Consider the following 26,314-nt stretch of genomic DNA (forward strand, 5'->3'; position numbering starts at 1 on the left):
TATTTTCCAACAAATGTATTGACATTAAAAACAGATAGGTGTAAATTGCACTTATAAGCAAAAAATTCCATCTAACTGATTCATGAGGTGATGCACAATCATGCTACAAAATGAACCAGAACAACGCGAAAGTTTGGAGAACAACCAAGCAAAACAACCAAACTCCATGCCAAAAAACTTCTTAGTTCCCTTCTTACTTCTCTGTCTAAAAGACTGGAGTCTTCATGGTTACAAACTTATTCAAATGCTAATGGATATCGGCTTTTCTTCTGTTGACCAAGGCAATGTGTATAGAACACTACGCAAATTAGAAAAAGAAAATCTTATTTCTTCTACTTGGGATACAAGCGATGGAGGGCCAGCAAAAAGAATTTATTCTTTAACTGAATATGGAGAGCAATATTTAACAACATGTGCGACTTCTTTTGAGCATTACCAAAATATGCTGCGGACGTTTTTCACGTTATACACCAACGCATTCTTTCCATTTTCTACTTCTCCAGAAAAGGATGAAAAGGATTCTTCATCTTCACCTGGTGGTACAGCAGAGTAATCTGCGTTCACAATATGCAAAAAAACATTTGGAGGTTCAAACAATGGAAACTAAGCCATACGAATTAGTCGATGCATTTTGGAAAAACTGGTCTCAATCTCTTTCCCTTTTCTCTTCAGCAGGGAAACAATTAGAGCAACTTACTTTAGAAACGTTAAAACAACAACAAGACGCTTTGCATAAATTAACATCAGGAGTAGATGAACTAGAAAAAGAACTACACCAATTCACTGCTCAGTTCAATAACCAATATACAGATTACGTGAAACAATTAACTGGAAACTCCTTAAATGACCAAATTAACGAGTGGCAAGAAAAATGGAATGAGCTTTCTACTCAAATGCACCAACTTACTGTTTCTCCTACGAAAACATCTTTGTCTATTCTTACTCAAACAAGTGGGCAATTTGAAGAAACAACAAAGCACTTTATCGAGCAACAACAGTCTCAACGTGAAGAGGTTCAAAAACAGTTAGAAGTTTTTTTGGGAGAGTTCAAGTCCAAACAACTAGAACTCGCAAAGCAGTTCGAGGAAAACTCAAAAAATCTATTTACTTCCATCAAGTAAGAAAAATGTGGCAACTAACTGCAGCACAAACAAAACTCTTTCTTCCTCCTACTACATCAAGATGGCTGGCATTTTTCGATATGGAAAAGAAGGAGGACAAAATGAATCCATTTCAAGAAGCACAAACTGTTCCGGAGCTTCGTTATGATGAGATTCAAGTCGGTGACCAAGCATCTTTAATAAAACAAATTACGGATGAGGACGTTATCAATTTTGCAAAATTGACTGGAGATGTAAATCCCATCCATATTTTAGATTCGTTTGCAAAAACGACAATGTTTAAAGAACGTATTGCTCATGGCATGCTCGTTTCCAGTTTTATTTCTACCATTCTCGGAACGAAACTCCCTGGCAAAAACACGATTTATTTATCTCAAAACGTTTCATTCCGCGCTCCTGTCAAAATCGGCGATACACTTCGTGTAGTGGCAGAAGTCATCAAAAAACGGGATGATAAAAAAATCATTACATTACAAACAAACATCTATAATCAATCCGGTGATATTGTCTTGGAAGGTACAGCGACAATACTGAAAAAAGAGTAGCAAATTTGCTACTCTTTTTTTCTATCCAAGAACTTCTAATCACACCGATTACTTCCGGGTATGAGTACGTTATTTCCACATAAAATAACGTTACCAGCTTAGATAGTACTTACCTAAACTGGACTACTCATAAGGATGTGTATCAACATGGTAAAAACAAATAAATTACTAGTTCCAGGTGCAGAACAAGCGCTTGAACAATTTAAATATGAAATTGCACAAGAATTCGGTGTTAGCTTAGGATCTAATACAGCATCTCGATCTAACGGTTCAGTCGGAGGCGAAGTAACAAAACGTCTTGTTGCTTTAGCTCAACAACAATTACGTGGATAATTATATATCATATGGCTTAGAGGCAGATATTCTCTGCCTCTTTCTATTTTCAACATACATATTAGCGCTTTTTCACATACTAACAAGAGCAAACCGAAAGGAACGATATGTGACATGAAACGGATTAACATTAGTATGAGTCCTCCCCGCGTTCTTACTTTATCTTTTATTGTATTATCTATTGTCGGCACATGTTTATTAAAGCTACCAATAGCTACAACAACGTCTATTTCATGGCTCGATGCCTTATTTACAACAGTTTCTGCTTGTACTGTTACTGGGCTTGGTGTTGTAGATACTGGAAAAGTATTTACTTTGTTCGGACAGTGTGTCATTTTAACGCTTATACAAGTGGGCGGGCTTGGCATTATGAGCTTTGCTGTTTTAATTGCGATTATGCTCGGTAGAAAAATCGGCCTTCAAAACCGAATTTTATTGCAACAAGCATTAAATCAAACGAATATCGGCGGTGTCATTCGTCTTGCAAAAGCATTATTTTTATTCTCTTTTACAGTCGAATGTATCGCTACTTTGTTTCTCTCTTTTGAATGGGTACCAAAATACGGGATTGCTAAAGGGATATATTATAGTTTTTTTCATTCGATCTCAGCCTTTAATAACGCTGGTTTTTCTGTGTGGAGTGATAATTTAATGTCCCATTCCCATAGTATTCTTGTCAATCTTGTTATTTCCTCTCTCATCATTTTAGGCGGGATTGGTTTTACAGTAATCGTAGATATCAAAAGAAAGAAAAACTTTAAAAACCTTACTTTACACTCAAAGCTTATGCTCTCTTCTACTCTAATCGTAAATATTATTGCTACCGTTTTTATTTTTATATTCGAGTTCCATAACTCTCTTTCTATGAGAGATTTCACCCCATTTGAAGAAGGAATGGCAGCTTATTTCCAAGCGGTTTCAACGCGAACTGCTGGATTTAATACGGTTGATATTTCTGCATTATCCAAACCTTCCCTACTATTAATGATGCTCCTTATGTTTATTGGTGCTGGTAGTGCTTCAACCGGTGGTGGAATTAAGTTAACAACATTTTTAATCATGTTTTTTGGCGTATTTAAATTTTTACAAGAACAAGATGATATTGTCGTGTTTAAAAAATCCATTAAAGATACTCTCATTGTCAAATCATTAACCATTACTATTATTTCCATTTCATTTATCTTTTTTGCTATTTTAATTTTGAGTATTACTGAACGTGTTCCTCTATTGATGAGTGCTTTCGAAGTATTTTCAGCATTTGGTACTGTCGGCCTCAGTATGAATTTAACACCACACTTAACAATTATCGGAAAAGCTATTATTATCTTTATGATGTTCTTTGGAAAAATGGGACCTTTAACATTGGCTTTTTCATTTGCACGTAAAAAGAACCGAAAAATAAAATATCCGAATGAAGATATTTTAACAGGTTGACAACCGTATAAATTATCCATATAATGAGAATATAACAGCATATCTCCAAAGGGGAGTAGCGTCCAAGAATTATTTCTTGGAAACAAAGTCGTCATTACGTAGAACTTAGTTCTTCCGGCTTTGTTGGCATTTTCATTACATATGTCTAGCAAGACCTTTGCCTATTAACGGCAGAGGTCTTTTTTGTATTAATTACCAAATTATTCCAAAGTTAATAGGCAGGAGTATGGGGAAGCTAAACAATGGGGAATTTCTTCACTTGTTTAGTACTTAGAGAAATGAGAGGAGAATGTACATGGATGTATCATTATTATTGGAGTATGGTTGGGTATTACTCATCCTAATTGCACTAGAGGGGATTTTAGCGGCTGATAACGCACTCGTTCTTGCAATTATGGTAAAACATTTACCAGAAGAAAAACGAAAGAAAGCACTATTTTATGGATTAGCGGGGGCATTTGTTTTCCGATTCGGATCGTTATTTATGATCTCGTTCCTAGTCGATGTATGGCAAGTGCAAGCAATTGGTGCGATTTATCTTATGTTTATCGCGGGGAATCATTTATTTAAAACGTATGTTAAAAAGAATGCACCTGAAGAAACAGAAGAAAAAGAAACAGAGAAAAAGCAAGAGAACTTTTGGTGGACTGTCTTTAAAGTCGAGGTTGCAGATATTGCCTTCGCTGTTGATTCAATTTTAGCTGCTGTTGCATTAGCAGTGACTTTACCGGAAACAGGATTAGGTAAGATTGGTAGTCTTGATACAGGTCAATTTATCGTTATTTTTGCAGGTGGACTTATCGGATTAGTTATAATGCGATTTGCAGCATCTGCTTTCGTACAAATATTAAAACGTAAACCAGGGCTTGAAACTGCAGCATTTTTAATTGTAGGTTGGGTTGGTGTGAAATTAGCAGTGTATACGCTAGCACACCCTGCTTTAGGTGTCCTTCCACACTCATTCCCAGAATCTACTCCGTGGAAGCTTACATTCTGGGGTGTATTAATTGGAATCGCAGTTTGTGGTTGGTTCTTCTCAAAAGAAGTAGAAGTAAAAGTAGAAAAGAATTTAGACGAAAAAGCGCTGTAATTACAGCGCTTTTTCTTTTTCACTCATTTCAATCCCTCTCTATTTTTAGAAAAAATTCCATTATACTACCTATTGTAAACGCTTCCCTCGCGGATGTATGTCCTTTTTGTGAAATATTGAACAAACTTATTGAAAACGAGAACAAATCCATGTACTTTATTCATATAAGGAGTATTTATAGATGATGTACTAAAGGAGCGTATTATTCATGCTAGAACAAGGATTAGATTATGTTGTCAAACTGGCTAAGAGCAAAAAGCAAATGATAGATACAAACCCAATGCAATATTTCATTCGTGCTGCACTTGCTGGTATTTATATCGGTTTTATTATTGTACTATGTTTTAAATTAGGTAACTTTTTTCACATTGCAGATTCACCAGCAACCTATTTAGCTGAGTCCATGTTTTTCGGAATTGCTCTCGTACTTATTATATATGGCGGTGCTGAATTATTTACTGGAAATACAATGTATTTCACAGTGGCAACTTTACGAAAAGAAACAACGATTTCTGATACACTTCGTAACTGGGTTGCTTGTTATGCAGGTAACTTAGCTGGTGCTTTATTCTTTGCTTTATTATTTTACGCAACTGGCATTTTCGGAGCAATTGATCACAGTCATTTAATGAATACAGTCGTTGAAGGAAAGATGAATACACCTACAATGCAATTATTCTTTAAAGCGATTTTATGTAACTGGCTCGTATGTCTTGCCTGTTTCTTACCTTCTCAAGTAAAAGGTGATACAGCAAAAATATTGATGATAATGATGCTCGTTTTCACATTCTTCTTATCTGGCTATGAGCATAGCATTGCAAACTTATCATTGTTTGCCTTATCTTTAGTTTCACCACATCCTGATACAATTACTTTCGCTGGGGCTATTCATAACTTAATTCCAGTTACAATCGGTAACATTATTGGCGGATCAGTATTTGTTGGTATGGTATATCATTACTTAACAAAGAAAGCACCTACTGTTAAACAGGAAGAAACTGAATTAGCAGCAGTTCCAACAGAGGAAATCATTCCTTTACAAGCACATATGAAACATTAAAAACTCCAAAGTTTTACTTTGGAGTTTTTAGCTCCCTACATATTTCACAATAATATGTGCTTCAATCTCTCCTTGTTCTTTCCCTCTTTCTATTCTTTGCCTCATCTTATGCATACCAATGACATCATTTGTATGAAAGTGAATTTCCTTAACATATAATTGCTCTTCACAAAAAGCATCTACGAAATCAAGCCCATTACGCTGGCGCCATCCCATATTAAAATCAAGGGAAAGAATATTCACATCATAATCCCGAACCATTTGCAAGGCACAGTCTACTGTCGTTGCGAGCACATATCCGAACGGACAACTTCTTTGATCATCCATATACACATTCATTTTCTAATTCCCTTCTATTTTGAATATGTAACTAACACATAACATATTGCTCCAAGACTAATAAAGGGTCCAAACGGAATGGGCTTTCTTGCTTCTATACGTTTTAATACGATACCAATCCCGAAAAAACAAAGACTAAAGCAAGATGATAAAAATAAAATCATAAAACTCCCTTTCACTCCTACTACAAACCCAAGTAACGCAAGTAATTTCACATCACCTCCGCCAAGACCCTCTGGATAAATCCTTTGCACACAATATAACAAAATAAAAATGGTTCCACAGCCAGCTATACTATCTATCCAGGTAACTAACGGTACAAAAATACATTCTAAAATAAGCAAAAAAGCAAACCCAATTAAAATACGATTAGGTATTAGCATATATACTAAATCTGTAACTGAAATAATAAGCAGTAAAGAAAAAAGCGATAAAATGATAATGAGCTCCTGTTCTATTCCGATTACATATACAGTAAGAAAAAATAAACTTCCTGTAACAAATTCAAATACTGTGTACAAAATTGAGATTTTTCTTTTACAATTCGTACAACGCCCTTTCTGCATACAAAATGAAATGATTGGAATCAGTTCTTTCGGCTGTAACGTATACTTGCAGTAGTGACAATGCGAGCGCGGTGTAATAATAGATTCACCTACAGGAACCCTCATTGCGATTACCATAAAAAAAGAACCAAACACCATACCCACTAACAATGCATATACATAAGTGAACATCCCTTCCTCTCCTTTCCAAAAGAACATAGCAAAAAAAGGAGAGAACTTCTACTTCATATTATCTTTATTCTATAAAAAAAGCAGGCCGTTTTCCGGCCTGCTTTCCCCTATTTTATACGATGAAATATACTGCTTTTAATGGTCCGTGAACTCCGACGACAAGATTCATTTCAATATCTGCAGAGTTACTTGGTCCTGTTATAAAGTTAATACAAGATGCAACTGCTTCGCCATTTTCTACACGTAAGTTCATATCCTGAACTGCTTGCGTAATACGAGGTACAAGTGTTTCACGTGGAATAATAGCAAAGTATACAGTCGGTAAAAAGTGTAAAGAACGCCCTTGTCCTTTATGACTTTGTACAACAATCGTACCAGATTCAGCTAAAGTATAATCACTAAATGCGATTCCAATATTCGCTTTTTCCGCTATACGCATATTCTCTTCTTTTTTCTCAGGATCCCATACATTTACTTCAACATTTTGCTTTGGAAGCTCTTCTTTAAATAAAGAAGTCAATCCATAGGAATCAAAACGTTCATCTGCTGATAATATAATAGGTCCCCCGCCGTTTTCAACGATTACTTTTTGAATATCTTCACGTAAACGGTCGTTTGTTGTTTCCACAACAGTTGTATGAATGTTTGTACATTGATTTTTAAATACTTCTAACAATTCTTCTTGTGAATAATCTTTTAATGTTTCTTCATTCACATTATTTTTCCATACTGGACGTTCTACGCCTTCTGTCTTCCGCTCACGTCCAAGTTCTTTTGCGATATTATCTAGAAAGGACTCACGGTTTTGAATTAATCCTGTCATTAGTTGTCCCCGCCTTTCTTATGATCTTTATACCAATCACGGAATCGTTCTTTACTTGGAGCCGGGAATTCACGAATGTCCGTCCAGTTTTTAAGTGGTCCAACACCTTTTGATACACGGTTACCAGATGTAAATGGACTCATTGCTGCCGGTGCCATTTTCGATCCCATTTTATATAAAGCTGCTGAAGATGCGCCCATACTAAACATTTTCATTGCTAATTTTTCTGCAAGTGGAGCACGGCCTTCTTGCTCAACGATCACTTGGCGATGTTTTAATAATAAATCATGCAATGGAATTTTTACTGGACAAGCTTCTGTACATGCTCCGCATAAACTAGATGCATATGGAAGCTCTTTGTAATCGTCATACCCACCTAGAAGTGGTGTTAATACCGCACCAATTGGTCCTGAATATATAGAACCGTATGAATGTCCGCCAACGTGACGATATACAGGGCATACATTAACACAAGCTGCGCAACGAATACATTGCAATACTGAGCGGAATTCAGATCCAAGAATTTGAGAACGGCCATTGTCCACAACAACTAAGTGGAACTCTTCAGGTCCATCTACTTCCTCTTCTTGAATTGGTCCCGCTACAGTTACATAACTTGTTAACTTTTGACCTACTGCGCTACGACATAGTAAACCAACTAAAACATCTAATTCTTCCATTGTCGGAACCATACGTTCCATACCCATTACTGCAATTTGTGTTTTTGGAATCGACATGACAAGGTCGGCATTACCTTCGTTCGTTACTAAACAAAGAGAACCCGTATTTGCAACAGCGAAGTTACAACCTGTTACACCAATTTCCGCATCCATAAATTTTTCACGAAGTTGTTTACGAACAAACTTTGTCATTTCGTATGGATCATCAGAATTTTCATAGCCCAGCTTTTCTTTAAATACATCGCGAATTTGCGTTCTATTTTTATGAAGTGCAGGCGCAATAATATGTGAAGGTGGATCGTTATCTACTTGCAAGATATACTCTCCCAAGTCACTTTCTAACACTTCACAACCAATCTCTTCAAGTGCGTGGTTCATACTAATTTCTTCTGTTACCATCGACTTTGATTTCACTACTTTTTTCGCTTGCTTCTTTTTCGCAACGTCTTGAATGTACTTTGCTGCGTCCTCTTTCGTTTTCGCAAAGTACACGTGTCCGCCTCTTTTTGCTACATTATCACTTAACTGCGTTAAGTAATAATCAAGATTTTCTAACGTGTGTTGACGAATTTGTTCACCTAGTTCACGCCACTCTTCCCAGTTTCCTAATTCGTCTGCTGCTTTTAAGCGATTCGTATATAAACGCGTTTGTGCAGAAGATACTGCTCCGCGCATAAACGAATCTTGAATTCCATCGCCAACGCGATCATTAAATTTTTTCTCACTGATTTTCATAGACATAGCTTATGTTCCCCCTTCATGAGCGACTATTCAGTACCTCAGCAATATGCATCACTTTTACTTCTTTTCCTAAACGCTCAATACGTCCGCCAATGTTTAACAAACACCCACAATCTGCACCGATTAAATAATCAGCACCTGTTTCCATTACACTATCTACTTTTTCATCTACCATTTGTTCAGAAATAGGTGTCATCTTAACTGAAAACGTTCCCCCAAACCCACAACAATTTTGCGCGTTTGGTAATTCTCTCACAGTTAATCCTTTTACGTTTGATAGTAAAATTCCTGGTGCTTCTTTTACTCCAAGCAGACGTGTCATATGACAAGATTTATGAATAGTAGCTATCCCAGGTAAGCTTGCACCAACGTCTGTAACTTTTAAAACATCTACAATAAATTGTGTAAATTCATATGTTTTATCAGCAACCTTTTGTGCACGTTTAGCCCATTTTGGATCATCTTTAAAAACATGCGGATACTCATGAAACATTGTCGCACAAGAGCCAGATGGTGTAACGATATATTCTGCATCTTCGAAAGTTTCAATCATATGTTTCATCGCTTCTTTTGCTGCTTCTACATGGCCGCTATTATAAGCAGGCTGTCCACAACAAACTTGTGCTTCTGGAAATTCAATTTCACAACCTAAACGCTCCAATACTTCAACTGTTGCCTTACCGACGTTTGTTTCAAACATATCGACTAAACAAGTAACAAATAAAGTAACTTTCATAACTATAATTCCCCCTCATTACAACTTCGCCAACAATCATATGGTCATCAGATGACTAAGATTAGAAGAAGTAGGCTCAACCATGGCCTATCCTCTCCCTCTTCTAAGGAAAACGCTTACTTAATCTCTCTCTATTTTATCAGAAAATTAAATTTTTAAAAGATTAAATTACGAATTTATATCTGTTTTACCTGTGACAATATGTTCTACATTTGTTAAATGATCTAGCATTGCTTGCTGCGCTAATTCTACATCTTGCTTTAACACCGCATCATATATGACTTGATGCTCTTCTATAAGTCGTTCTGATGTTGTTTGTTCACCATATAAAATAATGCGTCTTGATTCACCAATCGTTTCAGCAATCATCTCTGAAACGTGATTCATGAGTTCAAGTAAAATGTTATTATGCGAAGACTCTGCAATTCCCATATGGAACTGAAAATCAGCTTTTTCGCCAGCCTTTTCATTTCCTATGCTCTTTGCCATTTCATCTAACCAATGTTTCATATTTTGCAAGTTATCTTCCGTACGTTTTGCCGCCGCTGCTCGAACTGCCCCCACTTCAAGCACCTTTCGTACTTCTAATAAATTCAAAATATCCTCTTTCTTCATTAATAATTTATTATTTAATGATTTTGTTAATGAAGAAGAATCGAAATTCTTCACATATGTACCTTCTCCTTGTTTCATCTCAATTAAGCCCATCGCTCTTAACGCACTTAGCGCTTCACGAACAGCAGATCTGCCAACTTGAAACTGCTCAGCTAATTGATGCACAGGAAGTAGTTTGTCACCAGGTTTTAACGTACCATTTTTAATCATTGTTAAAATAGCTTCAGATACTTCTTCGTAAATTTTTTTCGGTTTAATAGATTTGTACTCCAATTAAATCACCTCAGTATCTTCCAAACAACAATTGAAACGATTTATAAGAACTTAGCATCCATAACTATTTTAGAACGAATTGGAAAGAAGTACAAATGTTTTGTTCATAAAACCGTCAAATTTTTAATATTTATTTGATATTAATTTATATTTAATAAAAAGCATGCCCTTTTACATTAGAACATGCTTTCCTCATCTTGTACTTTTAATTTAATAATAACTGTCGTTCCCTTACCTTTTTCGCTTTCTATTCTCCACTCACCATCATGTATATGAACAATTTGCCTTACAATTGCAAGGCCTAAACCTGTTCCACCATGTTGACGACTTCTCGCTTTATCTACTCGGTAAAAGCGTTCCCCGAGATTTTCTAAATGCTCTATATCAATACCTATTCCTGTATCTTTTATGTGCAATTCACAATAATCATCGATTTGCTTTAATGTTATTATGATATCCCCGTTTTGATTTGTATAACGTATCGCATTATCTAACACGTTATGAAGTACTTGTTGCATACGATCCTCATCAATCATTACAATGATCTCTGGATTTAAATTTGTTGAAATACGAATTTCCTTTTCTATAAACTTAATCTCATACGTATCTAATACATCCTCAATAAGTTGTGAAAAAACGATAGGTTGCTTCTTTAACGGAAAATGTTCACCTTCTAGCTGCGCTAAATCTAATAAATCATGAACGAGGCGCTGCATGCGATCTGCTTCTTTATGGATGAGTTGCGTTACTTTTTCCTGCTGCGGCCCCTTTGCTACACCGTCTAAAATAGCTTCACTATATCCTTTAATATAACTAAGTGGCGTTCTAAGTTCATGCGAAACATTCGCTAAAAATTCCTTACGCTTTACGTCTTCTGTTTCTAAAGAATTCGCCATTTTATTAAACGCTTTTCCCAATCGTCCAATTTCATCTTCTGAAGAAATTGTAATTCGCTCTGAGAAATCTCCTGTAGCCAGATGATTTGCAACTCGTTCCATTTGCGAAAGCGGTCTTGTAATAGCAATAATAATTTTTCTACCAATCCATATTGTAATTAAAATCATAGCAAGTGCTAACGGCGCTAAAATAAGACCCATATCAAATATCAAATCTTTTATACTTTTTAAAGGAATATAAGAGTATACAATACCAACTAATTTTTTATTATCTAAAACCGGAATGACAACACCCATAATATTGCGATCAAAATGTTCTTCATACCCTATCTTTGTCACAGTTTTTCCATCTAATAGCGACTGTCTATCCCCTTCACTTATAAGAGAATGATGGTGAACATCAAAAGGCAAACATGCGCTTAAATCACGCGGATTGTACACGAAAAGAACATCTGAACTAGATATTTGATCGTATGCTCTTACTTTCTCTTCGAAAGTGGCTACTCCTTCATGTTTATCATATTGCGTAGCAAGACGCTTCCCTTCCACTACTAATGAATCTTTTAAATTGTCCACGTATAGCTTTTCATATGAGTATAAAGATACAAAATAAAGAAAGGAAACTGTTACACATACTGCACATACTACTGTAAGCCAAAGCTTTTGTACCATCGTAAACATACGTTACACCTCAAATTTATAACCTACACCCCAAACAGTTTGAATGTAGTTTCCACTTTCTCCGAGCTTTAGACGCATCGTTTTCACATGCGTATCTACCGTTCTTGTACTTCCTGCATAATCATATCCCCACACCTTTTCAAGCAATTGTTCCCGACTAAATACTTGTCCATTATGTTGGCAAAGGAAATATAGTAAATCAAACTCTTTAACCGTAAGTGATACTACTTGTCCATCCGTCTCAATTCGTCTACTTTTTTCATTAATAAAGATTGGTCCAAACTGAATCTCCTCTTGCTGTTCTTGCTTTGTATATCGTCTTAACACAGCTTCCATACGAGCAATCAACTCACCAGGACTAAACGGCTTTACAATATAATCATCTGCTCCCATACGTAAACCGTTCACCCTATTCCACTCTTCACCTTTTGCCGTTAAAAATATAATCGGCACATCTGACGTTTTTCTAATTTCTTTACAAACTGACAGTCCATCCATTTCAGGCATCATAATATCTAGCACAACGAAATCATAGTGATCCGACTCTAATTTTTTCAGAGCCTCTTTTCCATTTTCGGCTTCTCCCCATTCGTATCCGAAGTTATCTAAGTACATTCCTACAAGTTGTCTCATATCACTTTCATCATCTACAACTAGCACTCTATATTTACTCATTACCCTTCCCCTTCTCTCTCTATGAGTTGAAACGGTCCTTTTCCGACTTTAATTGTTTGTTTTATTTTTAAATTCTTCATATCGATGACGCACACTTCATCACTATCATAACTTGCTACGTATCCTTCTGCCCCGCTTTTTAAAAATGCAAATGGGTTCGATCCTACTTCTACAGAAGCTACCTCTTTATACGTGCTAACATCAAACTTTCGAAGTGTATTCGAACCGTGACTTAATGCATAGACGTACTGATTATCATTCGTTATGTTCACGGGCATAAATGGAGCGTGTAAAGAACGTACCATTTCTCCGCTCTGTAATGAATACACTAATACTTTCTCATTCACTTGATTTCCATCACCATGTCCGCCAATCCATATTTCTTTCCCATCAGGACTAACCGTCGCTCCTGTTGATGCTGGTGGAATCATAAAGGATTGTATAACCTCTTTTGTCTTTGTATCAATTGTCGTTAATTTCGTATCATAAAAGTTTAATACAGATAACTGGTTATGATGCTCTACCATCGTTATTGGCCCTTTTCCAGTTGACACGCTCCCTGTCTCTTTCCCTTTTATCGTAAAGAACCTTACCTTTTGAGCAGTTTGATCGGCAGCGAATAATTGCTTTTTATCTTCTGATACGACTACATTTACAATGCCTTTTCCAGTTTTATATTTTTCCACTTGCCTTCCTTCCGTTAGTGAATATACATACATGTACTCTAATTGCTTGCCGTATACAAGTATGTCCTCACCGTTTGGAAGTAGTGCAATTCCTGCCATCGGCTCATTTAGTTCCCATGTCGTAATTAGTTTTTTAGTTTGTTTATCAATAAAACTAATACTACCTTCTTTTATATTCGTAGTTATAATAACATTTTTATCATTAGCAATCGGTGTATATGGACTTCCTTGACACCCTACTAATAGAAATAAAAAACAGAGAAGAAAAACATACTTTCTCAAAAGATTCCCTCCATCTTCAGATGATTTCGTTATAATTGTAAAATACCAAATAAATGTGTGGAAAGTGTGAAATTTTCCTTTCTTACTCCATTTACATATATAATGTACAACAAATAAAATTTGAGGTGTGTCAATTATGCTTTTTCCTGATTTAGCGAATAAAATTGTACGAGAAGTACGCAGACTAATTACAGAAAATATTATTATCATTAATATACAAGGTGTTATTATCGCAAGTACAGATGCAGAAAGAATTGGTCAATTTCATGAAGGTGCACTCCGCTGCGCGAAACAAAAAAAAACTGTCATCATTACAAAAGAAGATGAACGGCGACTGCAAGGTGTAAAAGCTGGGATGAATCTTCCGCTACTATTCCATGACGAAGTAATTGGTGTCATCGGCATTACAGGAGAACCTGAAAACATTTCACAGTACGGCGAAATATTACGTAAGATGACCGAACTATTAATTCACGAAAACTACTTTTTAGAACAGCTGGAACTTGAGCACCGTTCGTATGAAGCATTTGTCTTTGATTGGCTTCAAAATACAGACTGGTCTCCTAGTTTTCTCGATCGTGCAAAAACACTTGGCATTGATTTATATAAGAAGAAACAGCTCATTTTGTTCTCTATCGGCCAAAATGACACGATGCTCCAACGTAAAATTTGGCAGCATATACGCAATACATTAACAAAGGAACATCTATTTGTTCGTTGGGGAAATGATCGATTCATTTTATTTACGGCGATAAGCTCCAAAGAGCAAACTTATCAATTTCTAAAACGGTTAAAGCAAGACTGCGAAACTTTATTTTCTATTACTTTATATATCGGGATTGGACAGACAGTTACGCCAAGCAATATGAACATATCATACGAACAAGCATTGCGAGCTCTTTCTGTATCACTTGAAACGAAAAAAATTGTATTTAATGAAGATTTACGTTTAGAAATGTGCTTACAAGATATTTCTACTGAAACGCGGGAACAGTTTCTAGAGCGTACCATTGAAAACTTAGTATCATCTCTTGAGCTTATGCAAACTTTACGTTTATTTATCGATTATAACCAATCTTATAAACAGACAGCTAAGCAATTACATATACACATTAACACATTGCATTACAGACTAAAAAAGATTGAGGAATATACAGGACTTGATCCAAAACAATTCAAAGATTTAAATGTTTTATACTTCGCACTCCTCTTGTTAGATAATCATACAAAAAAGAACGACAAAACAGATTAATCTTTAGATGATTACACATAGAAAGAATCCCCCGATTTTTTTATCATTATAATGAAAGCACTGTTACAACGTTTTTTATTATAACTAAACACGTTAACAGTTTGAGGGGGATTTCCAATGTTAGAAAAGCAAATTATTGATTCATTCGTATCCATTGTTGGCGAAGATAATGTAGATACATCCAATATGGGGCGTTTAACTTATAGTTATGATGCCACTCCAAACTTCCAAGCAATGCCTGATGCAGTCATTGCTCCTCGTAATACAAATGAAGTAGCTGAAGTGTTAAAAGTGTGTAACACTCACAAAATTCCTGTATATGTTCGCGGGTCTGGAACAAACCTTTGCGCAGGAACATGTCCACTTGAAGGCGGTATCGTCCTTATTTTCCGCCATATGAACAACATTTTAGAAATTGATGAAGAAAATTTAACAATTACTGTACAAGCGGGTGTTATTACACTTGATATTATTAAAGCAGTTGAGGACAAAGGGTTATTTTATCCACCAGATCCAAGTTCGATGAAGATTTCTACAATCGGTGGAAACATTAATGAAAACTCAGGTGGATTGCGCGGATTAAAATATGGCGTAACACGTGATTATGTAATGGGACTTGAACTTGTCTTACCAAATGGAGATATTATCCGTACTGGCGGTAAATTAGCAAAAGATGTAGCTGGTTACGATTTAACTCGTTTATTTATCGGTTCTGAAGGAACACTTGGTGTAGTAACAGAAGCGATATTAAAACTTGTTCCTATGCCTGAAACGAAGAAAACAATGCTTGCACTATATGAAGATATTAATGAAGCTGCACGTGCTGTTTCTTCTATTATTGCAAATAAAATCATTCCAGCGACACTGGAATTTTTAGATCAACCGACAATTGAAGTAGTAGAAGAGTTTGCGCAAATCGGTTTACCTACCGATGTAAAAGCAATTTTATTAATCGAACAAGACGGTCCGCCTGAAGTTGTCAATCGAGATATTGAAAACATGGCTAACGTTTGCCGCTCTATGAACGCAGTTGATGTTCGCGTTGCAAAAGATGAAGCGGAAGCAGATGCGCTTCGTACTGCTCGCCGTAGTGCTTTATCTGCGCTTGCTAGGTTAAAACCTACTACAATATTAGAAGACGCAACTGTACCACGCTCACAAATCGCTCCGATGGTTGAAGCGATTAATACAATTGCAAAAAAATATAATATTCCTATTTGTACGTTTGGACATGCTGGTGATGGTAATTTACATCCAACTTGTATGACAGATGCCCGCAATGAAGAAGAAATGCACCGTGCTGAACAAGCTTTTGCTGAAATATTTGCGAAAGCAATTGAACTTGGCGGCACGATTACTGGTGAACATGGTGTTGGTGCAATGAAAGCTCCCTATTTAGAAATGAAACTAGGTAAAGAGGGTATTGCAGCTATGCAAGGTATAAAGCAAGCATTCGATCCGAATAACATTATGAATCCAGGAAAGATGTTCGCAAAAGACACTCGTAAAAGAGTGGTGGTTGAACGATGACTACATTAAATAAAGAAAACATTCAAAAGGAATTTAAAGAACGATTAAGTGAAGATGAGTTACTAAACTGTATGCGATGTGGTTTCTGCTTACCTACTTGCCCTACTTACATTCAATCTGGGTATAAAGAATCACATTCCCCACGCGGTCGTATCGCATTAATGAAAGCAGTCGTTGATGGTTTAATTGAGCCAGATGAAGATGTTGAAAATACATTAAACGTCTGCCTTGGCTGTCGTGCTTGCGAACCTGTTTGTCCATCTGGTGTGAACTATGGACATTTATTAGAAGAAGCTCGTGATATTATTAATCAAAATAAAAAGTTCTCAATGCCAGTAAGAGCCGTTCGTAAAGTCGTTTTTGAAGGACTATTCCCACATCAAAATCGAATGAGAACATTAACAGGACTCATTGGATTTTATCAGCGCTCTGGTTTACAATCGCTAACACATAAAACAGGTATTATGAAGTTATTCCCTGAAACACTTGCAACGATGGATTTAGTTTTACCAAAAGTCCCTAAAATGAAAGCAATGAAAGATCGCCCTACATTTTTACCTGCTGAAAGCACAAAGAAAAAACAAGTTGCATTCTTCACAGGCTGTTTAATGGATACAATGTTTTTAGAAACGAATAACGCAACGATGAAACTTCTTCAGTTAGCTGGTTGTGATGTCGTTATTCCGAAAACACAAAACTGCTGCGGGGCATTACACGGGCATGCTGGTGAAAAGAGTGGAGCAAAAGAATTAGCGAAACGAAATATAAAAGCATTCGAAGATTTAAACGTTGACTATATTATTACGAATGCTGGTGGTTGCGGAGCTTACCTCGTAGACTATGACTATCTTTTAAAAGATGATCCTAAGTGGGCTGAACGTGCAAAGCAGTTTGTTTCTAAAATTAAAGATATTACTGCTATACTAGTAGAATTAGATTTCCATAAACGCAATGACTTACGACTCACGCCGCAAATTATTACGTATCAAGATTCTTGTCACTTACGCAATGTTATGCGAACATCTTCTGAACCTCGTATGTTACTAGAAGCAATCCAAGGTGCAACATACCGTGAAATGAAAGACGCGGATCGCTGCTGTGGTTCTGCTGGTATTTACAATATTGTTCATTCAGAGTTATCAATGGAATTTCTAGATTACAAAATGGACCGTGTACATGAAACAGACGCAGCAACCATTGTTACTGCCAATCCAGGTTGTTTATTACAAATGAAATTAGGTATTGAGCGAGAAGGACTTTCTCATAAAATGAGAGGAATTCACATTGTAGATCTATTATTAGAAGCAATTGAAACCAACTCGTAACATACGTAATAATAAGAAAACGGCTATCTCCTTCGTCTATGTAAAGAGATAGCCGCTTTTTTGTCCGCTACAACATTAAAAATATGTTACTTTATTATAAAAAAGAACAACAGAAACATTACAGTTTTGTAAAAATCAATCCATTATATTCCTCGAAAAACCGCTCAAACCATTGATACAATAGGATTCTTCATTTTCTATTTAGGTAACTTTATCCAAAAATCCCCTCTTAAAACGAAGTATACAGATGCTGAAAATTCCTTTTATACTCTACGTTTCTCTTATTTCTTTCCTTTTCTTCACTTAGGATAAATTAGGTAATTTTTAAGTCTATGAATTTTTTTCCATCTTTTTTCTCGTAAATTGTATGCTACGATGAATTTGTCAGTCAGACAGGCTGTCAAAAACAAATCGTGTGAAAACAAATTAAAACTTTATATAGGGGGACACACATCATGAAAAAGCGTGTTTTATTATCTGTAGCTGCTGCAACAGCTCTTACTCTAGGAGTATCATCTTTAGATGCACAAGCTGCAACAGTACAACCATCTAACATAAAGGTTCAAAATATTCAGCATTCAAAAGTAATGATGAAGCAAATGAGCCAACAAGAATTACAAGCATTCTTACAATCTATGGGAGTTGAATCATTAGCACAATGGCAACAAGGAAACTTCCAACCAAATTGCAATATTCCTGTTCAACAACCTACTGAAAATGTTGTAACTGAGCAACCAACAGCTAAGCCAGAAGCTCAAAATCCTGCTGAGCAAAAACCTGCTGAACAAAAGCCTGCTGAAGAAGTTCAAAAACCAGAAGCTTCAAAACCAGCTGAAAATAATAACACTCAAAACGAAACACAAAAACCTGCTGAAAAGCCTGCTGAAGAAGCAAAATCTTTAAGTGAGTTCGAACAACGCGTTGTTGAATTAACAAACGCTGAGCGTACAAAACAAGGCTTACCAGCACTAAAAATCGATACTGAATTAAGCAAAGTAGCACGTATTAAATCTGAAGATATGCAGAAAAATAACTACTTTGATCATAACAGCCCTACATACGGGTCTCCGTTTGACATGATGAAGAAATTTGGTATTTCTTATACATCTGCAGGTGAAAACATCGCTCAAGGCCAACGTACACCTGAAGAAGTAGTACAAGCTTGGATGAACAGCGCTGGACACCGTGCAAACATCTTAAATAGTGGCTTCACTCACATTGGTGTTGGCTATGTAGAAAATGGAAACTACTGGACACAACAATTTATTACGAAATAAATAGATTAAAAGAGTCTTCTCATAACGAGAAGACTCTTTTTTAAGTTTCGTAACTTTCTATTATGTAGGAATATAAAATGTAGAACATAAACAAAATAGAACCACAGCTTATTACACTAAGTAACACATAAAATCCCCACTTCAAGTTCAAAAATAATGAAAATAATATACCACATGCCATCACTTGAAAAATCCGCCTACTCACTAAACGAATCTTTTGTAATTTGATTGGATCTTTCTCCGTACTCTTAACTTTTTTAAACTCTTTACTAAGCATAAAAAGAAACATACTAATCCCAATCGTTAATCCTGTCTGAAAAGATATAATGCTTCCAAAATTAATAAAGAGAATGAGCATATGGATAAACAACATAAATAAAGTAATCGTCTTTATAAACCCTCTTATAATAAAATGCTCTCTTTCATTAAACTTATATATATTATGTGAAATAATATACACGAATCCATGTAAGAAAATAATAAGACAAGGAATAAATAATACTACAACTTGTTTATTCATAAACTCGTTCGGCCCGCCATTTTCATTCCAATGCACTGCCATACGGTTTGGTAAATATGGATAGAGACATAGAGTAACTAAGAGACAAGCGAAACATATTCCTAGTATATATTTATATTTGACCAAGTGATTCTCACCTCTCTTTTCTCTTAACGGCTTCGCTTCTTTTAGAGAAATTCCTGCAAAAATCTACTTTTCTCAAATTGATATTTACATTTTACGCATTCACTCTTTGAAATTCTTTCAGAGTATTGTTTAATTTTGTAGGAAATGGTACATCAACTTCTATCTCTTCTTTCGTAATTGGGTGTAGGAAATTAATTTTCATTGCATGCAACGCTTGCGCTGACATATATTTTGTTTGTCCACCATATAATACATCCCCTACTAACGGGTTACCATTATAGCTCATATGAACACGAATTTGATGCGTTCTACCTGTTTCTAATTGTAACGTGATGAATGTTGTATCTTGCTTCTTAAAGTATTTTTCTACTTTATAGTAAGTTATAGCTTCATCCCCCTTTGGAGAAACTCGACGTCTCGTAGCATGATGTCGATCCCTTCCAATAGCTACATCAATTGTTCCCTGCTTCTTTTTTACTTTCCCTTCAACAAGCGCCGCATACGTTCTCTTAATTTTTCGTTCCATTAATAAACGATCCATAATCGCACCAGCAATTCTATGCTTGGCAAACACAACACCACCTGTTGTATCTTTATCTAAGCGATGAATATGACGAACTTTCGTTTCTAAACCTTGCATTTGAAAATGAAACGCAACAAGGTTTGCAAGTGTTCCCGTTCCACCTTTTTCAGAAGGATGCGTATCCATTTTCTCTGGTTTATTTACGATGAGTACGTGATCATCTTCAAATACTACATGTAACTCACCATACTCTGGTTCTACACCGTACTCTTCCTCAATAAACATATGAATTTGTAATTTATCGCCCTCTTTTAAAAGCTCATTCCACCTTCTCTGTTCTCCGTTAACAGTAACACCTTTTTCCATACGAAGCTGGTGTAATAATTTTTTCGGTATTTCCCATTCTACTTTTAATAGCGATTCAATACTTATACCACTCCATTTAGTTGGAACAGTAATTTCGCACCATTCGCCCTTCTTCTTTGTTTCCATATTGTATCACCTTATTTCTATTGATTCTCTCATTGTAACGGAAAACACACTTTGATGCACCGCCAAAAATAGAGGACAGTCTTATAGTAGACTGTCCCCCTCACGCTCTAAGTCTTTTCATTTCCCGCAATAATTCTTCAGCTTTTTGTTCATAAGATAAATCTTTAAAGAAATCCGCCAATCGTTTATAGTCGTTATACGTATCTAATAAGTCATCCATCTTTTCTACTTTTATCAATTGTTGTTTTTGCTTCATTTTTACTGGATAACGATAGCCTGATACTTCTTGTATTTTGTAATACTCATCCTCTACTTGAATGACCTTTACAAGTTCCTCCTCTTCCGCATCCATCGTATACCCATCAAAGTCTCTAAGCAGTTCATAAATAATATGAGTCCATTCATCTTTTGGATAAAACCCTTTTTCTAACCGATAACCGACAATGCGATACATATGCCCATCGTTCTCAGCAAACTGTACTGTATCATTTAACTTAAACTTAAAATAACGAAACATTGCCTTCACCTACTTATTATGTAATGTTCTTATCACATACTATTTGCAAAATGTAGGCTTTGCTATTCATAAAAAAACACTCATCAATATGATGAGTGTTTTTCACGATGATTTTTCTCGTTTTTTTCGAAACGGCAGCCACCAGTTCCAGTCCCCAAATAACTTCATTAAGCTTGGTACAAGCATAAGACGAATAATTGTTGCATCAAGAAATATCGCTAATGCCACACCAAGACCCATTTGCCTTACTGGTAAAATATCAGTAAATGCGAACGCACCCGTTACAACAATCATAATTAAAGCAGCTGACGTTATAATTCTACTCGTTGAAACGAGCCCTTCTAACGTTGCTTGATCATTATCTCCTGTTTCTTCATAGATCTCATGAATACGTGAAATAAGAAATACTTCATAATCCATACTAAGCCCAAATACGAGACCGAAAATGAAGATTGGTAATACAAATAGAACAGGACTCGCTTCTAAACCAAAATGACCACCTTCAAATAACCAAACAACAATTCCAATTGTTGCGCTTAAACTAAGTATATTCATAATAATAGCCTTAATTGGAATGAGTATAGAACGAAATGCAAATAATAATATTACAAAGGTCGATCCAAATATAACAGACATACCAATTGCAACTTTATCTTTAATTTCATCTTCTAACTCTTGTTGGAACGTCGTCATCCCGCCTAGATAGTATGTAACATCTGTTTCTTTATAATTCTTTTTAAAATCACGAACCCACTGTTTAGCAGTTTCCGTACGTGGTTTTGTTTTCAAAAAGACTTCTATCGTTGTCTTATTTTCTTTCGTGTACACTTCAAATACAGGAGCTAGTTTCGCGGCTTCTGGCGACTGTAATATTCCAGCAACTTGCTCTGCTTTCATTCCAGGTAATCCGTCGTATAAACTTCTTACTTCATGTACTTTCTTATCATCTTTTAACTTTTGAACGACTTCTTCTATCTTTTGTAAACTTTCTTTTTCTTTCATATCTTTTTTCGTCTCTACCACTAACGTAACATCCGCATGTGTTTTGACAATTTTATTAAATGCTTCTTCATACTTTTCATATGCAATCCTTGTATCACTCTGTTTAGGTAGAGCTTCCACATCAGGGAACTGCAAATTCGCAGTACGTAACGGCAATAAACAAATCACAATAAATGTTGTAACAACAATAATCATTGCGATTGGATGTTTCATTACAAATTGTGCAAATTTACGCCACGCCTTTGCCGGCGTATGCGCTACTTGATTCTTTTTTAATATTCGTTTACCAATTAACGATAATAGCGCCGGAAGAAGTGTGAGTGAAAATAAAATACTCATAATCACAACAATCATTCCGCTAATTGCGACAGACTGAATATAATCTATCTTAAAGAAAAACAAACCAGACAAACCGACAAATACACATAATCCCGAAAATACAATGGCGCGCCCCGCTGTCTGATATGTAATTGCTATCGCTTCTTTTACCGTTCGTTTTGCAACTTCCTCTCGAAAACGGTTCACAAATAATAGTGCAAAATCAATGGACAGTGCAAGTCCAATCATCGGTGCAACATTTAATACGAAAATAGATAATTCTTTATCAATACCGATAAAGTATAATATGCCCATCGTGCTAATAACACTAAGCGCCCCATTTACAATCGGTAAAATAGATGCCAAAAGGCTACCAAATGAAAATAGTAATACGAGAAATGCAATTGGTAAACCAATCATCTCTGCTACTTTTAAATCATTTTGTGTTCTTTCATTGATCTCTTGATTAATTTTCGGAAAACCTGTAGGTGTTACTTTTAGTGCTTCATTACTTTCCTTTTCAATTTTATCAGCAAATTGTAATGTCTTTTCCATTCGCTCTTTATTTGTTTTCCCGGAAAATAAAATTGTTGCATAGCCGATATCATCCTGTAACATCTCTTTATTCTCTATTGGATGATGGAAAGTTTCATATGTCTCTTTCTCTTGAACAGTCTTTACAATTTTCTCTATTTGCTTTTGGAACTCCTCATGCGAAGCATCCTTGTTTTTTTCAAAAACGAGTAGGAGTGTATCTTGGGACCTCTTAAAATCTTTATCTAAAATTTCTTTTGTTTTTTGATAATCTCCTTCTGTTTGGAACCCATCACCGCCTAATACTCCCGGCAGCTTTGGAGCAAAAATACCGAGTGCTATCGCAAGCAATAGTAACGCTACAATTACCGTATAACGAAACTGATACAAAAAAGCTCCTAACTTCCCCCACTTATCAACTTTATGTACATTTGTCTTCACACATTTTCACCTACTTTAAATAATTCAATTGTCATTTATACTGTATCACATCTTCACATAAACAAAAAACGTCTAGAAAAACTATAATGATAGTTTTTTTAGACGTTTTTCTATCTCTCGTTATTAAGCCCAAGCCTTTCGGTAAGCAAGCGATGAAAATAAATTGCTATAATTAACAAAATGCCACCGAAACAGTAACCAGCTAAAATATCAGTTGGATAATGTACATTTAAAATAATTCTACTTAATCCAATCAATATGATTAATATACCTAGCAAAATCGTTATGACATATTTCCCCGTTACACTCTTCAAATTTGCAGCAATGATATAAGCAAGAAAACCAAATGTCATAATGGATAGCATTGCATGTCCACTAGGGAAACTATATCCAAGTGCATCTAGCGCTTCATTTAATGACGGACGGTCTCTTTTCACAATTTCTTTAATCCCTTTATTCACAAGATGCGTTACTAAAATACCTACTGGATACACAATCATCGCAGCATAATAACGCTTCTTCCAAAAAACGAGCAAACTTATAACGAGCGTAGTTATGATCCCAATCTCAGATCCCATCTTTGTAAAATATGAGAAAAATGTAAGTGAGCCTTCTGTCTGTAACCCTTTTACCAATCCACGGACATATGTATCCATCACTGTAACGCCACCTGCATGTACGCGCCAAGCAATAATACTAAATACAGCAAGTAATAAACCGATACACATTATCTCATATTGATGTAACTTCTTCTTCAAACGATTTCCTCCTACTTATGAAAAAATGCGATTTCTATTTTAGAAACCGCATTTCCTTACTTATTTACCTTTTGTTTTTAACTCTGTCCAGTAACGATCATAGTCTTTTAACTTATCGTCTACATCAACAAGCCATTCTGTACGATCTAATTCCTCTTTCGTTAAGAAAATCATCTCATTATCACGATATTCTTTACTATGTAGAGGATAGGCTTTTTCATTTGGATTACTGTAACCAATTGACTCGTAGTTTTTCACACTTACTTTTTCATCTAATAAGTAGTTCATAAACTTCTCTGCAAGTTCTTTATGTTTCGCACCTTTTGGAATTGCTAACGTGTCAGCCCAAATTGTGCCGCCTTCTTTTGGTACAACGTATCCTACATCTTTATTGTCTTTCGCAATAAATGCTGCGTCTCCAGACCATACAGTCCCAATCCAAGCATCTTCTGTAATAAATTTTTGTTTAATATTATCTGTATCGAATGCTAATAAGTTTGGAAGTAGCTTCTGTAAATCATTTGACGCTGTCTTTAACTCTGCATCAACTTTCGTGCTATTTGAGAATCCATTCTTTTTAAGCCCCATTCCCAGCACTTCACGAGAATCGTTTAATAAAGTAACATGCCCTTTATATTTCTCGTCCCATAAATCTGCCCAGCTTGTAGGTGTTTCTTTCACATACTTTTTATTGTATGCAATGCCTGTCACACCCCAAGTATATACTAGAGAATACTTATTCTCTGGATCAAACGCAGGTGTTTTGAAGTTAGAAACAAGGTTGTCAATGTTCGGGATGTTCTTCTTGTCTAATGGCTCTAATAAGTCCATCTTCGCCATTGTTTTCACCATGTAATCAGATGGCTGAATTAAATCATACGTCGCGCCACCAGCTTGTAATTTCGCAAGCATTTCTTCGTTACTTGCGTATTTATCATAGTTAATTTTCACGTTATATTTCTTTTCAAAATCTTTTAAAACTTGCTCATCAAAGTTGTCAGCCCAACTATAAATATTTAATTCTTCTTTCTTCTCACCACAGCCCGCAAGTACACATGCAACAAGGCCAAAGCTAATAGCTGCGCCAGCTAATGTTTTCACTAATTTCATCGGTTTATTACCTCCTCGTACTTTCTATATCATTCGTATTATAAAGGAAGGTGTCCTCCAGAGTTTTCTTCACCATCTGCACCTTTGTTACGGAAGATTTCAGATAGAACCATTAATCCTACGATAACGACAATTAAAATTGTAGACAGGGCATTAATTTCAGGTGATACTCCGCGCTTAACCATACTGTAAATGTATAATGGCAATGTTGTTGATCCTGGTCCTGATACGAAGAAACTAATTACAAAATCATCAATTGATAATGTAAATGTTAATAATGCTGCTGAAACAACTCCCGGTGCAATTGCTGGAAATGTTACATAGCGAAACGTTTGCCACGGTGTTGCCCCTAAATCATTTGCAGCCTCTTCTAAATCACGTCCCATACTAGAAAGACGGGCTGCTAAAATAACAACAACAAATGAAATACTAAATGTAATATGAGAAATAATAATCGTTACTTGTCCAAGTTCCATACCTAATTGACTAAATAAGATTAGTAAAGATAATCCCATTAAAATATCAGGAATTAAAATTGGTAAGTATACAAGACCATTAATTGCCCCTTCAAAACGATATTTGTAACGATGTAAGGCAATCGCAAAAAACACACCAAGAATTGTCGTTACAACCGTCGTTATAACTGCAATCGTCATACTATTTATAAACGCATCAATAACATCTTGTTTTTGAAATAAATCTGTATACCAATGGAATGTAAAGCCTTCCCATTCTGCATTAATGCGCGAATCGTTGAAGGAATATACCATTAAAACCATCATTGGAAAATACAAAAACAATAAAATTAACCAAGAATAAGAAACTAAAAACTTCTTCATCTT

At 35.7% G+C, this 26,314-nt stretch carries 27 protein-coding genes and 1 riboswitch; of the genes, 11 read left to right on the plus strand and 16 right to left on the minus strand.

Features of this window, described 5'->3' with window-relative positions; genetic code table 11:
• The first annotated feature begins 100 nt into the window (after nt 1–100).
• The 7 genes from phaQ to COC96_RS09570 all read left to right on the plus strand — a co-directional run bounded on the left by phaQ (nt 101) and on the right by COC96_RS09570 (nt 5,583).
• Complete coding sequence (gene phaQ, locus COC96_RS09540; protein ID WP_000939954.1) at nt 101–553, plus strand: poly-beta-hydroxybutyrate-responsive repressor; 453 nt, start codon at nt 101–103, stop codon at nt 551–553.
• A gap of 43 nt (nt 554–596) precedes the next feature.
• Nucleotides 597–1,121: a polyhydroxyalkanoic acid inclusion protein PhaP gene (phaP, locus tag COC96_RS09545; RefSeq protein WP_000448577.1), complete on the plus strand. Its 525-nt coding sequence runs from the start codon at nt 597–599 to the stop codon at nt 1,119–1,121.
• Between the two features lie 101 nt (nt 1,122–1,222).
• Complete coding sequence (locus COC96_RS09550) at nt 1,223–1,666, plus strand: MaoC family dehydratase (protein WP_098768686.1); 444 nt, start codon at nt 1,223–1,225, stop codon at nt 1,664–1,666.
• Nucleotides 1,667–1,813: 147 nt separating this feature from the next.
• Nucleotides 1,814–1,999, plus strand: coding sequence for an alpha/beta-type small acid-soluble spore protein (locus tag COC96_RS09555; RefSeq protein WP_000241212.1), 186 nt, complete (start codon nt 1,814–1,816; stop codon nt 1,997–1,999).
• Nucleotides 2,000–2,113: 114 nt separating this feature from the next.
• Nucleotides 2,114–3,433 (plus strand): TrkH family potassium uptake protein, encoded by a 1,320-nt coding sequence (locus COC96_RS09560; RefSeq protein WP_098269120.1) that lies wholly within the window; start codon nt 2,114–2,116, stop codon nt 3,431–3,433.
• A gap of 38 nt (nt 3,434–3,471) precedes the next feature.
• A riboswitch (yybP-ykoY riboswitch) is annotated at nt 3,472–3,638 on the plus strand.
• Between the two features lie 90 nt (nt 3,639–3,728).
• On the plus strand, nt 3,729–4,523 hold the full coding sequence (locus tag COC96_RS09565; protein ID WP_098269119.1) for a TerC family protein: 795 nt from the start codon (nt 3,729–3,731) through the stop codon (nt 4,521–4,523).
• A gap of 208 nt (nt 4,524–4,731) precedes the next feature.
• On the plus strand, nt 4,732–5,583 hold the full coding sequence (locus COC96_RS09570) for a formate/nitrite transporter family protein (protein ID WP_098269118.1): 852 nt from the start codon (nt 4,732–4,734) through the stop codon (nt 5,581–5,583).
• A 27-nt stretch (nt 5,584–5,610) separates the two neighbouring features.
• On the opposite strand, the gene COC96_RS09575 is transcribed toward COC96_RS09570, so the two are convergent.
• The 9 genes from COC96_RS09575 to COC96_RS09615 form a co-directional block, all read right to left on the minus strand.
• Entirely contained in the window at nt 5,611–5,922 is a 312-nt protein-coding gene (locus tag COC96_RS09575) for a cyclic-phosphate processing receiver domain-containing protein (RefSeq protein ID WP_098768687.1), read from the minus strand.
• A gap of 14 nt (nt 5,923–5,936) precedes the next feature.
• Complete coding sequence (locus COC96_RS09580) at nt 5,937–6,659, minus strand: prepilin peptidase (protein WP_098768688.1); 723 nt, start codon at nt 6,657–6,659, stop codon at nt 5,937–5,939.
• Between the two features lie 112 nt (nt 6,660–6,771).
• On the minus strand, nt 6,772–7,482 hold the full coding sequence (locus COC96_RS09585) for a LutC/YkgG family protein (protein ID WP_098269115.1): 711 nt from the start codon (nt 7,480–7,482) through the stop codon (nt 6,772–6,774).
• A complete protein-coding gene (locus COC96_RS09590; RefSeq protein ID WP_098269114.1) occupies nt 7,482–8,903 on the minus strand; it encodes a LutB/LldF family L-lactate oxidation iron-sulfur protein in 1,422 nt (473 codons plus the stop codon). The genes COC96_RS09585 and COC96_RS09590 overlap by 1 nt, the downstream gene beginning before the upstream one ends.
• Before the next feature lie 16 nt (nt 8,904–8,919).
• Nucleotides 8,920–9,639: a (Fe-S)-binding protein gene (locus tag COC96_RS09595; protein ID WP_097903464.1), complete on the minus strand. Its 720-nt coding sequence runs from the start codon at nt 9,637–9,639 to the stop codon at nt 8,920–8,922.
• Nucleotides 9,640–9,807: 168 nt separating this feature from the next.
• Nucleotides 9,808–10,497 carry a FadR/GntR family transcriptional regulator gene (locus COC96_RS09600; RefSeq protein WP_255291269.1) on the minus strand — a complete coding sequence of 230 codons (690 nt, stop codon included), beginning with the start codon at nt 10,495–10,497 and terminating at the stop codon, nt 9,808–9,810.
• A 206-nt stretch (nt 10,498–10,703) separates the two neighbouring features.
• Nucleotides 10,704–12,104 carry a sensor histidine kinase gene (locus COC96_RS09605; RefSeq protein WP_098269112.1) on the minus strand — a complete coding sequence of 467 codons (1,401 nt, stop codon included), beginning with the start codon at nt 12,102–12,104 and terminating at the stop codon, nt 10,704–10,706.
• 3 nt (nt 12,105–12,107) lie between these two features.
• Nucleotides 12,108–12,779, minus strand: coding sequence for a response regulator transcription factor (locus COC96_RS09610; RefSeq protein WP_088231357.1), 672 nt, complete (start codon nt 12,777–12,779; stop codon nt 12,108–12,110).
• On the minus strand, nt 12,779–13,747 hold the full coding sequence (locus COC96_RS09615) for a YncE family protein (RefSeq protein WP_098768689.1): 969 nt from the start codon (nt 13,745–13,747) through the stop codon (nt 12,779–12,781). Before COC96_RS09615 ends, COC96_RS09610 begins: the two co-directional genes overlap by 1 nt.
• Before the next feature lie 136 nt (nt 13,748–13,883).
• Here COC96_RS09615 and COC96_RS09620 point away from each other — a divergent pair, with 136 nt between their 5' ends.
• The 4 genes from COC96_RS09620 (at nt 13,884) to COC96_RS09635 (ending at nt 19,131) form a co-directional block, all read left to right on the plus strand.
• The gene (locus COC96_RS09620; protein ID WP_098269110.1) at nt 13,884–14,999 is read left to right on the plus strand and encodes a CdaR family transcriptional regulator; all 1,116 of its coding nucleotides are present in this window, start codon (nt 13,884–13,886) and stop codon (nt 14,997–14,999) included.
• A gap of 117 nt (nt 15,000–15,116) precedes the next feature.
• Nucleotides 15,117–16,529 (plus strand): glycolate oxidase subunit GlcD, encoded by a 1,413-nt coding sequence (gene glcD, locus COC96_RS09625; protein WP_098768690.1) that lies wholly within the window; start codon nt 15,117–15,119, stop codon nt 16,527–16,529.
• A complete protein-coding gene (locus COC96_RS09630) occupies nt 16,526–17,854 on the plus strand; it encodes a (Fe-S)-binding protein (protein WP_098768691.1) in 1,329 nt (442 codons plus the stop codon). Before glcD ends, COC96_RS09630 begins: the two co-directional genes overlap by 4 nt.
• 455 nt (nt 17,855–18,309) lie before the next feature.
• Nucleotides 18,310–19,131: a CAP domain-containing protein gene (locus COC96_RS09635; protein ID WP_098269107.1), complete on the plus strand. Its 822-nt coding sequence runs from the start codon at nt 18,310–18,312 to the stop codon at nt 19,129–19,131.
• Between the two features lie 40 nt (nt 19,132–19,171).
• Here COC96_RS09635 and COC96_RS09640 read toward each other — a convergent pair whose 3' ends face one another.
• The 7 genes from COC96_RS09640 to potC form a co-directional block, all read right to left on the minus strand.
• Nucleotides 19,172–19,777, minus strand: a complete 606-nt coding sequence (locus COC96_RS09640) for a DUF1648 domain-containing protein (protein WP_098269106.1) — start codon at nt 19,775–19,777, stop codon at nt 19,172–19,174.
• A 91-nt stretch (nt 19,778–19,868) separates the two neighbouring features.
• The gene (locus COC96_RS09645; RefSeq protein ID WP_098269105.1) at nt 19,869–20,792 is read right to left on the minus strand and encodes an RluA family pseudouridine synthase; all 924 of its coding nucleotides are present in this window, start codon (nt 20,790–20,792) and stop codon (nt 19,869–19,871) included.
• A gap of 100 nt (nt 20,793–20,892) precedes the next feature.
• The gene (locus tag COC96_RS09650; RefSeq protein ID WP_098768692.1) at nt 20,893–21,309 is read right to left on the minus strand and encodes a histidinol dehydrogenase; all 417 of its coding nucleotides are present in this window, start codon (nt 21,307–21,309) and stop codon (nt 20,893–20,895) included.
• A 102-nt stretch (nt 21,310–21,411) separates the two neighbouring features.
• Nucleotides 21,412–23,604: an MMPL family transporter gene (locus COC96_RS09655; protein ID WP_098269104.1), complete on the minus strand. Its 2,193-nt coding sequence runs from the start codon at nt 23,602–23,604 to the stop codon at nt 21,412–21,414.
• Between the two features lie 110 nt (nt 23,605–23,714).
• The gene (locus tag COC96_RS09660; RefSeq protein ID WP_141535944.1) at nt 23,715–24,362 is read right to left on the minus strand and encodes a phosphatase PAP2 family protein; all 648 of its coding nucleotides are present in this window, start codon (nt 24,360–24,362) and stop codon (nt 23,715–23,717) included.
• 60 nt (nt 24,363–24,422) lie between these two features.
• Nucleotides 24,423–25,472 carry a polyamine ABC transporter substrate-binding protein gene (locus COC96_RS09665; protein ID WP_098269103.1) on the minus strand — a complete coding sequence of 350 codons (1,050 nt, stop codon included), beginning with the start codon at nt 25,470–25,472 and terminating at the stop codon, nt 24,423–24,425.
• Between the two features lie 38 nt (nt 25,473–25,510).
• Nucleotides 25,511–26,311: a spermidine/putrescine ABC transporter permease PotC gene (potC, locus tag COC96_RS09670; protein ID WP_002117251.1), complete on the minus strand. Its 801-nt coding sequence runs from the start codon at nt 26,309–26,311 to the stop codon at nt 25,511–25,513.
• Between the last annotated feature and the right edge of the window lie 3 nt (nt 26,312–26,314).

This window comes from Bacillus cereus (genome assembly GCF_002577405.1).
In the GTDB taxonomy this organism is placed as follows: domain Bacteria; phylum Bacillota; class Bacilli; order Bacillales; family Bacillaceae_G; genus Bacillus_A; species Bacillus_A cereus_AU.

Coding starts and splice junctions, on each gene's coding strand:
- COC96_RS09635 (WP_098269107.1), top strand. CDS start 18,310: ATGAAAAAGCGTGTTTTATTATCTGTAGCTGCTGCAACAGCTCTTACT.
- COC96_RS09555 (WP_000241212.1), top strand. CDS start 1,814: ATGGTAAAAACAAATAAATTACTAGTTCCAGGTGCAGAACAAGCGCTT.
- phaQ (WP_000939954.1), top strand. CDS start 101: ATGCTACAAAATGAACCAGAACAACGCGAAAGTTTGGAGAACAACCAA.
- COC96_RS09595 (WP_097903464.1), bottom strand. CDS start 9,639: ATGAAAGTTACTTTATTTGTTACTTGTTTAGTCGATATGTTTGAAACA.
- COC96_RS09550 (WP_098768686.1), top strand. CDS start 1,223: ATGAATCCATTTCAAGAAGCACAAACTGTTCCGGAGCTTCGTTATGAT.
- COC96_RS09580 (WP_098768688.1), bottom strand. CDS start 6,659: ATGTTCACTTATGTATATGCATTGTTAGTGGGTATGGTGTTTGGTTCT.
- potC (WP_002117251.1), bottom strand. CDS start 26,311: ATGAAGAAGTTTTTAGTTTCTTATTCTTGGTTAATTTTATTGTTTTTG.
- COC96_RS09650 (WP_098768692.1), bottom strand. CDS start 21,309: ATGTTTCGTTATTTTAAGTTTAAGTTAAATGATACAGTACAGTTTGCT.
- COC96_RS09575 (WP_098768687.1), bottom strand. CDS start 5,922: ATGAATGTGTATATGGATGATCAAAGAAGTTGTCCGTTCGGATATGTG.
- COC96_RS09570 (WP_098269118.1), top strand. CDS start 4,732: ATGCTAGAACAAGGATTAGATTATGTTGTCAAACTGGCTAAGAGCAAA.
- COC96_RS09610 (WP_088231357.1), bottom strand. CDS start 12,779: ATGAGTAAATATAGAGTGCTAGTTGTAGATGATGAAAGTGATATGAGA.
- COC96_RS09560 (WP_098269120.1), top strand. CDS start 2,114: ATGAAACGGATTAACATTAGTATGAGTCCTCCCCGCGTTCTTACTTTA.
- COC96_RS09630 (WP_098768691.1), top strand. CDS start 16,526: ATGACTACATTAAATAAAGAAAACATTCAAAAGGAATTTAAAGAACGA.
- COC96_RS09645 (WP_098269105.1), bottom strand. CDS start 20,792: ATGGAAACAAAGAAGAAGGGCGAATGGTGCGAAATTACTGTTCCAACT.
- glcD (WP_098768690.1), top strand. CDS start 15,117: ATGTTAGAAAAGCAAATTATTGATTCATTCGTATCCATTGTTGGCGAA.
- phaP (WP_000448577.1), top strand. CDS start 597: ATGGAAACTAAGCCATACGAATTAGTCGATGCATTTTGGAAAAACTGG.
- COC96_RS09665 (WP_098269103.1), bottom strand. CDS start 25,472: ATGAAATTAGTGAAAACATTAGCTGGCGCAGCTATTAGCTTTGGCCTT.
- COC96_RS09585 (WP_098269115.1), bottom strand. CDS start 7,482: ATGACAGGATTAATTCAAAACCGTGAGTCCTTTCTAGATAATATCGCA.
- COC96_RS09565 (WP_098269119.1), top strand. CDS start 3,729: ATGGATGTATCATTATTATTGGAGTATGGTTGGGTATTACTCATCCTA.
- COC96_RS09620 (WP_098269110.1), top strand. CDS start 13,884: ATGCTTTTTCCTGATTTAGCGAATAAAATTGTACGAGAAGTACGCAGA.
- COC96_RS09605 (WP_098269112.1), bottom strand. CDS start 12,104: ATGTTTACGATGGTACAAAAGCTTTGGCTTACAGTAGTATGTGCAGTA.
- COC96_RS09590 (WP_098269114.1), bottom strand. CDS start 8,903: ATGTCTATGAAAATCAGTGAGAAAAAATTTAATGATCGCGTTGGCGAT.